General features: G+C 36.9%; 16 protein-coding genes. 9 read left to right on the forward strand and 7 right to left on the reverse strand.

Annotation, left to right across the window (positions count from 1 at the left end):
• The first annotated feature begins 7 nt into the window (after window positions 1-7).
• From BLP81_RS09695 to corA, 9 genes are all read left to right on the forward strand, one after another.
• Window positions 8-967, forward strand: a complete 960-nt coding sequence (locus tag BLP81_RS09695) for an NAD(P)-dependent oxidoreductase (protein WP_093368270.1) — start codon at window positions 8-10, stop codon at window positions 965-967.
• On the forward strand, window positions 964-1,731 hold the full coding sequence (locus BLP81_RS09700) for a septal ring lytic transglycosylase RlpA family protein (protein ID WP_093368271.1): 768 nt from the start codon (window positions 964-966) through the stop codon (window positions 1,729-1,731). The genes BLP81_RS09695 and BLP81_RS09700 overlap by 4 nt, the downstream gene beginning before the upstream one ends.
• 11 nt (window positions 1,732-1,742) lie before the next feature.
• On the forward strand, window positions 1,743-2,150 hold the full coding sequence (locus BLP81_RS09705; protein ID WP_093368272.1) for a DUF6146 family protein: 408 nt from the start codon (window positions 1,743-1,745) through the stop codon (window positions 2,148-2,150).
• 19 nt (window positions 2,151-2,169) lie between these two features.
• Window positions 2,170-2,487 carry a DUF6787 family protein gene (locus BLP81_RS09710; RefSeq protein WP_093368273.1) on the forward strand — a complete coding sequence of 106 codons (318 nt, stop codon included), beginning with the start codon at window positions 2,170-2,172 and terminating at the stop codon, window positions 2,485-2,487.
• Between the two features lie 51 nt (window positions 2,488-2,538).
• Window positions 2,539-2,853: a hypothetical protein gene (locus BLP81_RS09715; protein WP_143002825.1), complete on the forward strand. Its 315-nt coding sequence runs from the start codon at window positions 2,539-2,541 to the stop codon at window positions 2,851-2,853.
• 44 nt (window positions 2,854-2,897) lie between these two features.
• Window positions 2,898-5,309, forward strand: a complete 2,412-nt coding sequence (locus BLP81_RS09720) for a TonB-dependent receptor (protein ID WP_093368275.1) — start codon at window positions 2,898-2,900, stop codon at window positions 5,307-5,309.
• 12 nt (window positions 5,310-5,321) lie between these two features.
• Window positions 5,322-5,888, forward strand: a complete 567-nt coding sequence (locus tag BLP81_RS09725) for a type 1 periplasmic binding fold superfamily protein (protein WP_093368276.1) — start codon at window positions 5,322-5,324, stop codon at window positions 5,886-5,888.
• A gap of 199 nt (window positions 5,889-6,087) precedes the next feature.
• Complete coding sequence (locus BLP81_RS09730; RefSeq protein WP_093368277.1) at window positions 6,088-6,492, forward strand: glyoxalase; 405 nt, start codon at window positions 6,088-6,090, stop codon at window positions 6,490-6,492.
• A complete protein-coding gene (gene corA / locus BLP81_RS09735) occupies window positions 6,473-7,582 on the forward strand; it encodes a magnesium/cobalt transporter CorA (RefSeq protein ID WP_093368278.1) in 1,110 nt (369 codons plus the stop codon). Before BLP81_RS09730 ends, corA begins: the two co-directional genes overlap by 20 nt.
• Here the strand turns inward: corA and BLP81_RS09740 are convergent.
• The 7 genes from BLP81_RS09740 to hisC form a co-directional block, all read right to left on the reverse strand.
• A complete protein-coding gene (locus BLP81_RS09740) occupies window positions 7,579-8,364 on the reverse strand; it encodes a tRNA pseudouridine synthase A (RefSeq protein WP_093368279.1) in 786 nt (261 codons plus the stop codon). The genes corA and BLP81_RS09740 overlap by 4 nt on opposite strands.
• Before the next feature lie 15 nt (window positions 8,365-8,379).
• Window positions 8,380-8,982, reverse strand: a complete 603-nt coding sequence (gene hisIE, locus BLP81_RS09745; RefSeq protein WP_093368280.1) for a bifunctional phosphoribosyl-AMP cyclohydrolase/phosphoribosyl-ATP diphosphatase HisIE — start codon at window positions 8,980-8,982, stop codon at window positions 8,380-8,382.
• 263 nt (window positions 8,983-9,245) lie between these two features.
• Window positions 9,246-10,001 (reverse strand): imidazole glycerol phosphate synthase subunit HisF, encoded by a 756-nt coding sequence (hisF, locus tag BLP81_RS09750; RefSeq protein WP_093368281.1) that lies wholly within the window; start codon window positions 9,999-10,001, stop codon window positions 9,246-9,248.
• 10 nt (window positions 10,002-10,011) lie between these two features.
• Window positions 10,012-10,737, reverse strand: a complete 726-nt coding sequence (gene hisA / locus BLP81_RS09755) for a 1-(5-phosphoribosyl)-5-[(5-phosphoribosylamino)methylideneamino]imidazole-4-carboxamide isomerase (protein WP_093368282.1) — start codon at window positions 10,735-10,737, stop codon at window positions 10,012-10,014.
• 91 nt (window positions 10,738-10,828) lie between these two features.
• Window positions 10,829-11,419 (reverse strand): imidazole glycerol phosphate synthase subunit HisH, encoded by a 591-nt coding sequence (gene hisH, locus BLP81_RS09760; protein WP_093368283.1) that lies wholly within the window; start codon window positions 11,417-11,419, stop codon window positions 10,829-10,831.
• The gene (gene hisB, locus BLP81_RS09765; protein ID WP_093368284.1) at window positions 11,420-12,553 is read right to left on the reverse strand and encodes a bifunctional histidinol-phosphatase/imidazoleglycerol-phosphate dehydratase HisB; all 1,134 of its coding nucleotides are present in this window, start codon (window positions 12,551-12,553) and stop codon (window positions 11,420-11,422) included.
• 44 nt (window positions 12,554-12,597) lie between these two features.
• Entirely contained in the window at window positions 12,598-13,638 is a 1,041-nt protein-coding gene (gene hisC / locus BLP81_RS09770; protein ID WP_093368285.1) for a histidinol-phosphate transaminase, read from the reverse strand.
• Window positions 13,639-13,641 lie beyond the last annotated feature (3 nt).

A 13,641-nucleotide genomic window follows, 5' to 3' on the forward strand; every position in this document is an offset into this window, starting at 1 on the left:
CCTTACAATGAAATTATTAGCAACCGATGGCTTTTCTGATGTCGGAATTCAACTACTGAAAGAAGCTGGCCATGAAGTGGTGATTAAAAACGTAGCCTCAAATCAGTTGACCAATTATATCAATACCAATCACATAGAAGGTCTCTTGGTTAAAGGTTCCACTCCTCTATCGAAATCGATTATTTCTGAAATGCCATCTCTAAAACTGATAGGAAATTGCGATAGAAACTCAAATCACATAGACCTGGATTTCGCAAACCAAAACAATATTAAAGTTTTCCATGCAGAACATGCTTGGACCAATAGCACTGCAGAACTCACCATCGCTCATCTTTTAAGCTGCATGAGACACCTAAAAGATTCCAATAGAGAAATGCCGCTGGAAGGAGATCAAAATTTTAATGTTCTCAGACGTTCATTTTCTGGAGGAATTGAAGTGAAAAATAAAATTTTGGGCATTATCGGTTTTGGAAAAGTGGGGCAAGAAGTCGCCAAAAAGGCTATTTCATTAGGAATGGAAGTTAAATTTTACGATAAAAACACAAAATCTACTGAATTAGAGATAAGTTTTTATGATAAGCAAACCTTAAAATTCGAAGTATCATCGTCCTCACTTGATGAGATCTTATCAACTTCAGATGTGGTTAGTCTTCATATTCCAGAAACTACTGATTACTTGATAGGAGCAAAAGAACTTCAAAAAATGAAATCTACTGCAGGTCTCATCAATACTTCTCATGGTAAATGTGTCGATGAAGTTGCCCTAGTTAAGTCACTTGATAACAATACATTAATGTTTGGGGCGTTAGATGTATTTGAAGAAGAGCCCCAACCTCCTGTTCAGTTACTGATGAATCCAAAATTATCATTAAGCCCTCATATTGGTGGAGCTACTCAGGAAACTCAGCATCGAATTGCGCAAGAGCTTAGTCAACAAATCATAACTTTTTTGAATTTAATAACATGAAGACATTTTTTCTAGGACTATTTATAATGACCTGCTTTACCGGACTTTCACAAACTCAGACAGGAAAAGCTTCATTTTATGCCGATAAATTTGAAGGAAGACCAACAGCAAGCGGTGAGGTTTACAGGCATTCTTTAGCTACAGCAGCCCATAGAAAACTACCTTTCGGAACAAAGGTAAAAGTGACAAATCTTGAAAACTACAGAACGGCTATTGTCAAGATCAATGACAGGGGGCCCTTTATAAGAGGAAGAATTATCGATTTATCAAGATCTGTAGCACAATCGCTTGGAATATTAGATAGCGGTGTTACAGAAGTGAGAATTGAAGTCTTAGGTAAGGATGCGGTGGTTTCAAATGATAAGGCAGAATACACTGCAAAGCCGGTTGACAATAACAAAAAACAGCAGTCTGAACAAGAGGCTCAGGTTAGCAAAAGAAAAGCCGAAAATTTTAAATCACTAGAAAAAGAGGTTTCAGAAGTTGAAGAATTCTACGAGCTCAACATAAATGAAGTAACTCCCGATTTTTACGGAGTTCAAGTGGCAAGTTTTCAAGAAAGTGATAATTTACTTAGACTAGCCAATAATTTAAAGATTAGTTATAACAGTGAAGTTCTGGTTCAAGTCAAAACGGTGAATAAAATAAAAGTTTACACTATAATTTTAGGTCAATATACTAATAGAAGGTCTGCAGAAAACTTTAAGGCTAAGCTTCAGGATAAATATCCTGGCTCATTTATTGTAGATATGACTACAAAGTAGAAAATTTAGATATGAAGTATTTATTACCAACTCTATTTTTGGCGATCATAATTGGTTGTTCTGTACAAAAAAAAGAGTCTGTTCCAAATAATTTGGATCCTCAGCTGGAAAACAACACTATACGTATTGCCAACGATAGCTTGGAATATGAAATTATAATCTTAGAACCTGGTTTTAATGCCTGGCTGGTAACTCAAAGGCCAAGGGGATATTACGGACAGACTTATTTGGAACAGAGAAATAGAATCTTTGTCGCAAATTATAATATCAGAGCTAATAACCCATCTCAATATGGCCCTGATTTGTATCCTATGCAGATAGATTATGAGTATGATGTCGATTACGGATACGAAGTCAATTACTTACTTTATAATTATTTCCTCTATTTTCAAGAGAAATATAGGCAAAGATTGCGATAAGCTTTTGTATTTTTGCCAAATGAAAAAATTAAAAGAACGCTGGGGTATTCAATCCAACTTTCAATTGGTTATCATTTTTATAGTTTTCGCTATTACCGGGTCCTTATCGGCTTATTTGGCCAAACCTGTTTTAGATTTTATAGGATTGTCCCGTGAAGCATTTCCAGAGCAATTTTTTGGTGGATTTTTTTACTACTTTTTAAGGCTTTTACTCATTTTCCCAATCTATCAAGTTCTACTGGTAGTTATAGGATCCTTATTTGGTCAAAATAAATTCTTCTGGGATTTTGAAAAGAAAATGCTTTCCAGGCTGGGACTTGGATTTTTATTTCAATGAAAGTTTTACTAGTTCTATTTTGAAAAAAAATATTACTTTCGTACAAATTAAATGATGTTGAACTTCAAACAAATATTAAGCTTACTGATGTTTACGGTATTTACGACAAGTGTCGTTAATGCTCATGCGCTGAGTCATCTGTTTGAAAGTGATACTTCTTCAGTAGAACAGTGCAATACCTGCGATGAATACGTTTTGAACACCCAAAAAGATGTCACGTTCATCACAACACATCTTCAAGAATTTTCCTTTCTCATATTTGAAATTAAACTTGAATCTTCTGTTTCATTTGATTTAACTTCCCCCATAGTAAGTCCCAGGTCTGGTAAATACTTTAATAAACCCCCTCCTTTTAAACTAGTCTAAAGTAGGTTACGTACTTCATTTATTTCTAGTTTAAATCATATTCTATGTTTCAAAAGTTTAGTCTTTTGTTTTTTATCTTATTTGTAAGTCCATATATTTTTGCCCAGGATTGCGATTTTTCAATTTCAGGTCAAATAATCGATATTCATGATAACACACCGCTTCAGGGTGCTGTAATTTCTATTGGAGGAACAAATACGGTATCCTACAGTAATGAAAACGGATATTATGAATTTAATGACCTTTGCAAGGGTGAACTCACTCTGAAAGTGACACATCCTTATTGCAAAACAGAAGCCAAAACCATTAGACTTAAAGAAGATCGTAAAATCAACTTCCGGCTAGAACATCATTTGGAAGAACTCAATGAGGTTTTACTTAAAGGTAAACTTTACAATACTAATCTTAACTCGTCGATTTCCAATCAAATAAAAACTGAAGAACTCGAAAGGTTCAGTAGTACCTCCCTTGGAGAAGCCCTGGAAAGTATAAGTGGAGTTTCAACTCTCAACACAGGCAGTTCCATTGTAAAACCAATTATACAGGGACTGCATAGTTCCAGAGTATTGATTATCAACGATAATGTACGACTACATGACCAGCAATGGGGAGAAGATCATGCACCCAATGTAGATATTAATTCTGCTGCGAACGTAATGGTGATTAAAGGCGCCTCAGCTCTAAAATATGGGGGTGACGCCATAGCTGGTGTTATCGTAGTAGAACCTCGAAAAGCTCCAATAAAGGATACCTTGATGGGTAAAACCATTTTAACTGGCGCTTCCAATGGTCGAGGTGGAACACTCTCTTCAAGCTTGATTAAATCCAACCTCAGTGGATTTAATTACAGAATTCAGGGCAGTCTTAAAAGACTCGGGGACTTAAAAGCTCCAGATTATCAATTGACAAATACCGGACAAAGAGAAAACAACCTAAGCTTAGGCCTGGGACTTAATAAAATTGATTACGGCATTGATTTCAGTTATAAATTAACCAATTCTGAAATCGGTATTCTTAGGGCTGCTCATATTGGAAATGCCAGGGATTTAGTCAATTCAATTAACAGACAAGAACCATTTTATATCGAAGATTTTTCTTACTCTATCGATAATCCAAAACAAGAGGTAACGCATCAAATCTTCAAACTCAATACGTTTAAAAAACTCAAAAACATCGGTGAAGCCAGTTTACAATATTCCTTCCAAAATAATGATAGATTAGAATTTGATGTAAGACGTGGTGGCCGAAGCAACATAGCTGCTATGGATATGAATCTAAAAACCCATACTTTACTTGCTCAGCTAGAATGGACTCAAATACGGGATTTTAATACAGAATTTGGAATAGAATTAAATGCTCAAACGAATTTTAGTGACCCCAGTACAGGCGTAAAGCGCCTGATTCCAGATTATGATATGTATTCGGCAGGCATATTTGCAACGTCTATATTTGAGCTCAATGAAAACTGGAAGATTGATGCAGGAATCAGGTATGATTTCAGCAAGATAAATGCCGATAAGTTTTATGCGTTATCTAGATGGCGTAATCTTAACTATAATCAACTATACCCACAGTTTGAGGTAGAAGAATTTGGCAATCAAATTCTTACAAATCCAATTTTCGATTATCATAATATTTCTGGAACAGTTGGAGCTACCCATATTTTTGAAAACGACTGGAAATTAATTTCAAACCTGAGTTCAGCCAGCAGAGCTCCAAATCCTTCTGAATTATTTAGTGAGGGTCTGCATCATAGTCTGGCAACGATAGAACTTGGAGATCTCCGGCTTGGTTCTGAACAGTCCTTAAAAGTGGGTATAGAGTTGCAAGGGGAAATAGACAATTTCGGTTTTAGCCTTCAACCCTATTATAATTACATCGATGACTTTATTATCCTCGAACCTGAGGGAATTGAAACGACGATAAGAGGATCATTTCCTGTTTATGCCTATAGACAAACCGATGCCAGATTATTCGGTATAGATGTGAGTGCCAGTTATACTTACCGAAATTTCGATTGGCTATCCAATTTTGCGTATGTCAACGGAACCGATATAGATAGAGATACAGCACTTATCAATATGCCTCCTTTAAATTTATCGAATACACTTACCTACAGAAAAGCAGAATGGAATAATTTTTATTTATCTGTCAACAGCAAATTTGTAGCTGAGCAACATCTGTTTCCCGATAATAATTTCACCACAGATATCGTAAACACCACCACAGGAAATTTTGAGGAGGTTTTGGTAGACATAAGTACTCCACCAGAGGCGTATCATCTTTTAAACTTTAGAAGTGGAGTACAATTCGATTTAAATTCAAACAAATTAAGTATAGATATCATTATAAATAATGTTTTAAATACAAGTTACAGAGACTACCTCAATAGATTAAGATTTTATGCCGATGAAGTTGGCACCAATGCTATGTTACAATTAAAATTCAACTATTAAATCGAAAAAACTATGAAAACTATCAAATTATTAAGTTTAAGCTTTATTGCTTTATTAACCTTTAGTGCGTGTTCCAATGATGATGATGCACCAGAACTAATCAATCAGGAAGAAGTAATCACGACCTTAAATGTGTATTTAACTCCTGAAGGAGGAACTGAAATACTAGCATTTTCATACAATGACCTCGATGCAGACGGGCTCAATCCTGAAAAAACCACTACCCCCCTATCTGCTAATACTACATATACCGGTCGGGTTGAATTTTTGAATAAGCTTGAAGACCCAGCAGAGGATATTACAGTAGAAGTAAGAGAAGAAGGTGATGAACATCAGGTCTTTTATCTTCCTTCTACTTCATTGGACTTAACCACTACCTATCTGGATAACGATGTTGATGGGAATCCCATTGGAATTGAATTTATGCTGGAAACCAGAAATGCAAGCAGCGGGATTTTAACCTTTATCCTTATTCATGATGGAAATAAATTCGCTGCCGGCGCCAGCGAAGGTATATTATCTGATTCAGTTGGTGGGGAAACTGATATAGAAACCACTTTCGATGTAAGCATCGAGTAAAAAAAGCATAGCAAGCCAACTTCAGTATTAAAAAAGCTATCCTTATTATTTCAAAGCTAATTACCGAATTAGTCTTTTTGCGAAAAAAATTTGGATGGCTTTTTTATGCGTATATATCAATCAAGCCTAAAAATATGTTTATATAATTGATTCGTAGAATTCCGGGAAAGATTTTCTTATTTTAGTAAAAATAATTTCTATGACTCCAAGAGATGAGCAGCTTCTATATATTCGCTTAGAAGTGCCAAATGCTAAAGTTGACCAATCTACACTCGGTTTAGAATCTTTTCAAAATTTAACTTTGAGACCCATTGCCAAATTTCAAAATGATCTGATTCTATCGCTGTTTGAAAATTATATCGCGAGGTATAAAAATGTATTTTATAAACTCGGGCGGGAAGAAAAACTGAACTATATAGAAAATACCGTAAAGAAAGATTCAAAGTTCAAAAACCTGATAAGAGGGGTTTTTATGGGACATTTCACTATTGCTGAGTACGAATTTTATCACGAAAATTCTTCAGAAGTCAATAAAAGAATTATCAATCTGACCAAAGAACGTTTACAATCTCAACTTCACTATTTTGAAAAACAAAGTGCATAATACCTTAAAACAATTACACTATCCTAAAGCTTTAAAGCTGAAGCGTAAACCCATTCAGAACCAAATACCTGGAAAAATCACGTATGTTGGTGAAGAGACTTCGGAAGAAACGGTCATCAACGTCATCAGTTATAACGAAGAAAAAGTGGTGTACCATAACAATTGTTCTCTTGAAAAAGTACTTGATCTGGTCACTCATGAAAAAGAATTCCAACACTGGATAAATTTTATAGGGGTTCATGATGTTAAAAAACTGGCCGACCTTGGAAACTTACTGCAGATACATCCCCTTGTTTTAGAGGACATTGCCAACACCAAACAAAGACCAAAACTCGATGAATTTGAGGATTACGTATTCTTTGCCCTCAAAATGATTTTTCATAATGATGCGGGCTTATTGATTAAAAATCACTTCGGGATTGTATTCAATAAATCGTATATCATTTCATTTCAACAGTCACAGGATAGCATTTTCAATTCCATTCGGGATCGAATTCACAACAAAGTGGGAAGAATTCGCATGCGAGGTACAGATTATCTATTTTACGCGCTTATTGATGCGGTGGTAGATAATTACTATAATGTGACTGAAACCATTGAGGAAAAAACCGAGAATCTTGAAGACAGGATTCTCAAGGACGCGCATAATGCCTCTACCTCAGAAATTCAATTGTTGAAACGCGAAATTCTAAGTGTCCGTAAAGCCATTTTTCCTGCCAAAGAACTTATAAGAAAGTTACAGATTTCAAAACACGAACTTTATGATCAGTCCACAAAAGCCTATTTAGCCGATTTATACGATCACATTTTGCAGGTTACCGAAAACGTTGATATATACAGGGAGATTGTCTGGGGATTGATGGATATGTATATGAGTAGCTTAAGTAACAAAATGAATCAGGTGATGAAAGTACTTACCATCATGTCATCCATTTTCATACCTCTCACCTTTATTGCCGGTGTTTACGGGATGAATTTCGAATTTATGCCTGAACTGGGTTATAGACCCGCGTATTTTATCGTGTGGGGCGTTATGCTAGTAATGACTTTAGCCTTAATCTACTTCTTCAAAAGAAAAAATTGGTTTTAAGAGGTTAAATCCACCCTATTCAAAATTAAGCCCGAAGCCTGAGCTATGTGTTCAAGTTTGATTTTATTTCGGCCATCGATTATTGTTCTGAGTTCTTCAAGATCATATTTATGTCGGCCAAGATCGATTAAAGCTCCCATCATCAGTCGAATTTGCTGGCGTTTAAAGCCTTCTCCCACTACCTTTAAAACATAGCTTAACTCCGGGAAAAAATTAGCGGTATAAATTGAATTCTCACTGAGCTCGCAAACATCAATTTTTCCTTCGGTTTGAGTCTCAGGATTAGGACGAAACGCAAAAGAATAAAAGTCATGCTCTCCTTCAAATAAAGCGGCCCCTTGTTTCATGAGCTCAATGTCCAGGTCTTCCTGAAGATTCACCATAAAGGGGGCGCAAAACGGATGCATTTTCTCCTGTGTACAAAAGAAATAAAGGTATTCTTTGACTTTAGGATGCTGAATAATATTAAAATCGGCTGTAGTCTCTTCAATGGAAAGGCATTTGATGTCCTGGGGGAGATTTTTATTGAAGAGGTCCAGAAAAGTGTCCAAATCCAGCTCGTCTTCATAGATAAATAGCTCGGCATAAGTTTGGTTCACAGAAACCATGGCATCGGTTCTGCCAGCTGCAATAACCTTGAAACGTTTACCTTCCAGGATATAATTCAAGGTCTTACTGAGCATATGCTCTACGGTGAGCACATCCGGCTGTTTTTGCCATCCATGGTAGCGAAACCCTAAATACTGAAGCTGAATAAGGTAATAAAAACGTTTATACTGCATACAGGCAGACTTTTTCTATTTCTTAATTCTAAACTTTAAAACATCTTCTACATCTTTAAGTTTGAAGCCTTTCTGCTGAAGTAAAATTAAGTAGTGAAACAACAAATCTGCGCTCTCATTCAAAAATAAATCATCGTTGTCATCTTTTGCTTCGATGACTACCTCTACAGCCTCTTCCCCTACTTTTTGAGCAATTTTGTTGATGCCCTTTTCAAAAAGACTGGCCACATAACTTTCGTCTGGTTTTCCTTCCGCTTTGCGTTGCTGGATCGTGTTTTCCAGGTGGGTTAAAAATCCAAACGTCGTTTCATTATCTTCTTTCCAGCAGGTATCTGTTCCGGTGTGACAGGTAGGTCCGTTGGGATGAGCCTGAACGAGCAAGGTATCATTATCACAATCCACCTGGATATCAACAAGGTCTAATGTATTTCCGCTTTCTTCTCCTTTAGTCCACAGTCTGTTTTTGCTGCGGCTGTAAAAAGTGACCAGCTTTGTATCCACTGTTTTTTTATAGGCTTCTTCATTCATATAGCCTAGCATGAGAACATTTTTCGTCACCGCATCCTGAATAATTGCCGGAACTAAATTGTCTTTGTTTTTATTGAAATCTATGGTCATAATTTTAATTTCTAGGATTTATTATTTATCGACTGCGCTACCACTGAAGTTTTTATGTAAATTTTTGATAATCAAGTTCTTGTTTCAAGTTCGAGCCTGCCTTCCTAAGCGGAACGCAGGCAGGCGGAGTCGAGAACCATCCACATCTCGACTTCGCTCGATGCTAAAACATATATAATCGTCACTTAACATTAAATTAAATCCCAAATTTCCTAAAGGTTGAAATGAATACATACCTATAATAAATATAGAAATTCATACTATTATATTCTGATTGAAATTCCGTTAGACTTCAATTCGTTTTTTAAGTCTGAAATTTCGATTTCCTTAAAGTGAAAAACACTTGCAGCCAGTGCTGCATCTGCCTTTCCAAGTTTAAACGTATCTTCAAAATGTTTTACATTTCCAGCACCCCCTGAAGCGATGATCGGAATGTGAAGTTCCTCTGATAATTTCGCCAGGGCTTCATTGGCAAAGCCGGCTTTGGTTCCGTCATGATCCATAGAGGTAAACAGGATTTCCCCTGCGCCCAGTTCCTGAACTTCTTTTGCCCATTCAAATAAGTCGATGTCTGTAGGCTGCTTCCCGCCTACCAGATGTACTTTCCAGTTGCCTTCTATCTGCTTAGCATCAATCGCTACCACCACACACTGAGATCCAAAACGCTTCGCCACTTCTGAAATTAATTTTGGATTTTTCACTGCCGCAGAATTAATGGACACCTTATCGGCCCCGGACTTCAAAAGCAGAGCTACATCTTCTACTGAAGAAATACCACCACCAACGGTAAAAGGAATATTGATATGCTTAGCGATCTCTTCAACTAATTTTGCCAGGGTTTTCCGACGTTCTTCAGTCGCAGAAATATCCAAAAACACCAATTCATCGGCATAATTGTCGGCATAGATTTTGGCTAATTCCACGGGATCACCTGCATCCCGAAGTTCAACAAAATTCACGCCCTTAACGGTACGGCCATTTTTGATATCCAAACAGGGTATAATTCTTTTTGTAAGCAAAGTCTTTTTTTTAGTGTTCTAAAATAAATGTTTCCAATTCCTTTAAGCTGATTCTATTTTCATAAATCGCTTTTCCTATGATAACGCCCTCACAGCCAATTTCGTAAACATCCTCTAAATCCTGTAAACCTGAAATTCCACCTGAGGCAATGAGTTTGAGATCAGGATTATTTTGAAGTATAGATGCATAAAGGTCTACCGAAGGTCCTTCTAACATGCCATCTTTAGAAATATCTGTTGAAATGACGTATTCAATACCTTCATCAACGAAGTCCCTAATAAACTCTTCTATTTGAAGATCTGAAGATTCTTTCCAGCCTCCAGTGGCAATTTTTCCGTCTTTAGCGTCGGCTCCGAGAATGATTTTATGTGAACCAAATCTGGCCAACCAATCCAGAAACAGAGATTTGTTGGTGACAGCAATACTTCCTCCAGTTATTTGCTGAGCCCCACTTTCAAATGCGATTTGAAGATCTTTATCGGACTTTAATCCACCCCCAAAATCAATTTTTAAGCTGGTATGCGTAGCAATCTTTTCAAGTATCTTATGATTCACGATGTGTTTTGACTTCGCGCCGTCCAGATCCACAAGATGTAAATATTCGATGCCGCTGTCCTCAAAAGCCTTGGCGACTTCCAGTGGGTTTTCATTATACACTTTCTTGGTATCGTAGTCACCCTTGGAAAGTCTCACACACTGGCCCTCTATAATATCTATCGCAGGAATTATTCTCATTTTCTCGTTGTTCGTTTATTGCTATTCGTTGTTAGTTTACAGTAAGTTTCAGCGCTTTTTCTATGCTATAATTTCTTGTACTACGCACATTTTACTTATTACTATTGACTATAAAATTCTCCAAAACCTGTTCCCCTATTTTTCCAGACTTTTCAGGATGGAACTGAACGCCATAAAAATTATCTTTATGAAGGGCCACGCTATAATCTAAACCATAATCTGAAGTGGCTATGCTGTTTTTGTGAATTGGAACATAATAACTGTGAACCAGGTACATATAGGAGTTTTCCTCAACGGTCTTAAACAAATCTGACTTTAAGTTAAAAATTGTGTTCCATCCCACCTGAGGAACTTTTAAGTCGGTATTGAATTTGACCACATTCACATCAAATATGCCTAAACCTTTCGTGTCGCCTTCTTCGCAATGGTTACACATCAGCTGCATACCAAGGCAAATGCCTAAAACTGGCTGCTTCAGACTAGGAATAAGCCTGTCCAGTCCTGTGCTTTGCAGCATATGCATAGCACTGCTTGCTTCGCCAACACCCGGAAATATAACCCGATCTGCAGCTTTAATCGTATTTGCATCACTGGTTAATTCAGATTCGAACCCTAAACGCTGTAATGCAAATTCAATGCTTTTTACATTTCCCGCTCCGTAATCTATAATGGCTATTTTCATTTAAAGTTGTCCTTTTGTACTTGGTAAAATCATTTTTTCAGCATCGCGCTTAACTGCCATTTTAATCGACTTGGCAAATGCTTTGAAAATAGCTTCAATTTTATGATGTTCATTATTGCCTTGAGCTTTTATGTTTAGATTACACTTCGCGCCATCAGTGAAGGATTTGAAAAAGTGCATAAACATTTCAGTAGGCATTTCACCGATTTTCTCTCGTTTAAATTCAGCATCCCAAACCAGCCAGCTTCTTCCGCCAAAGTCAATAGCCACCTGGGCTAAGCTGTCGTCCATCGGCAAGCAAAATCCGTAGCGCTCAATGCCGAGTTTGTTGCCTATAGCTTTGGCAAAAACTTCACCCAAAACAATAGCGACGTCTTCTATCGTGTGATGTTCATCCACTTCAAGATCACCTTTGGCGATGAGTTTAATATCTATATGCCCGTGTCTGGCGATTTGATCTATCATATGATCAAAAAAATGAATTCCGGTAGAAATATCACTTTTACCAGTACCATCCAGATTAATTCTGACCTTTATATCGGTTTCTTTGGTGGTTCGCTTTAGGCTTGCTGTCCTGGTTTCCAGTTTCAAAAAACTATAGATAGCCTTCCAGGAATCGGTTCTTAAAGCGATATAAGATTCCAGTTCAGATTGAGAATTTTCGGTTTCTCCTTCGCCTAAATTGGTTTTGTTATCGATAAAAATACCTTTAGCCCCAAGGTTTTTAGCCAATTCTACGTCGGTCATTCGATCGCCTATGACAAATGAATTTTTAAGATCATAGTTAGATTCGAAATACTTGGTCAGCAGTCCCGTTTTAGGCTTTCGTGTAGGCGCATTATCTTCAGGAAAGGTTTTATCAATATACACATCTTCAAAGTGAACTCCTTCATTCTCAAAGGTGTGCATGATAAAGTTTTGAACCGGCCAGAAGGTGTTTTCGGGATAGACATCAGTCCCCAGGCCATCCTGATTGGTAATCATTACCAGTTCATAATCCAGTTCAGCAGCGATTTTACTCATATAAGTAAATACCTCCGGGTAAAAATCTAACTTTTCAAAGCTGTCGATTTGCTCATCGGCCGGTTCTTTGATAAGCGTTCCATCTCTGTCTATAAATAAAACCTTTTTCATGTGTAATTTTTATTGTTTTTAATGCCCTCATGTGAACTTGAACACTACGAATCCAGCTGTTTTAAAACCTTGATCAAGGTTTGATTCTGCTCTGGCGTTCCAATTGTGAATCTCAAACAATTTTCACAAAGATGCTGATTTGTTCGATTCCTGACTACTATTTTTTGCTCTAATAGTTGTTTGTACCTGTAATTGGCATCATCAACTTTACAAAGCAAAAAGTTAGATTCTGAGGGATAAATATGTTGAATCCAGCTTATGGCTTCAAAGGCTTTAGAAAGCAGTTCTCGTTCAGATTTCACAATTTCTATCTGCAACAAGTAAGTTTCAAAGTTTTGAATAACCTCCAGGGCCTTACTTTGACTTAACTGATTGATATTGTAAGGGGGCTTTATTTTATTGAGTACGGAGATGATGCGTTCGCTGGCGAAGCACATTCCTACGCGTATACCAGCATGGGCAAGGGCTTTAGAAAACGTCTGCGTAATAATCAAATTGGGATAGTTGTTCAATTCTGAAATAAAAGAGCTATTCGCAGCAAAATCAATATAGGCTTCATCGATTACGACCAAACCTGAGAATTTACCAAGAATAGTTTTGACATCGTTGATCTGAAGTAGATTCCCGGAAGGATTGTTGGGCGAACAAATAAAAATCAATTTAGTCTGTTCAGTTATTGAAGAAAGAACAGAATCCACATCGATTTGAAAGCCTTTTTGCAGAGGTACTGAAACTGTTTTGATTGCATTTAGATTAGCCAGAACTTCATACATCCCATATGTTGGTGGCATAATAATAACTTCGTCCTCTTTCGGCTCACAAAAAGCTCTAAAAATTAGATCCAAAACTTCATCACTCCCATTCCCTAGGATAATATTCTCCTTTGGAATTTGTTTTATGTCAGAAATTGCGGTTTTAAGCTGATGTTGATAAGGATCGGGGTATCTGTTATAATCTGTATTGAAAGGATTTTCATTGGCATCCAAAAACAGATAATTATTTTCATCAGCGTTAAATTCGTCCCGGGCAGAAGAATAGGCCGACATATTCTTCACATTTTCTCTTATCAGGTTATCTAAAATCATAGT

The sequence above is a fragment of the Psychroflexus sediminis genome, from assembly GCF_900099815.1.
In the GTDB taxonomy this organism is placed as follows: domain Bacteria; phylum Bacteroidota; class Bacteroidia; order Flavobacteriales; family Flavobacteriaceae; genus Psychroflexus; species Psychroflexus sediminis.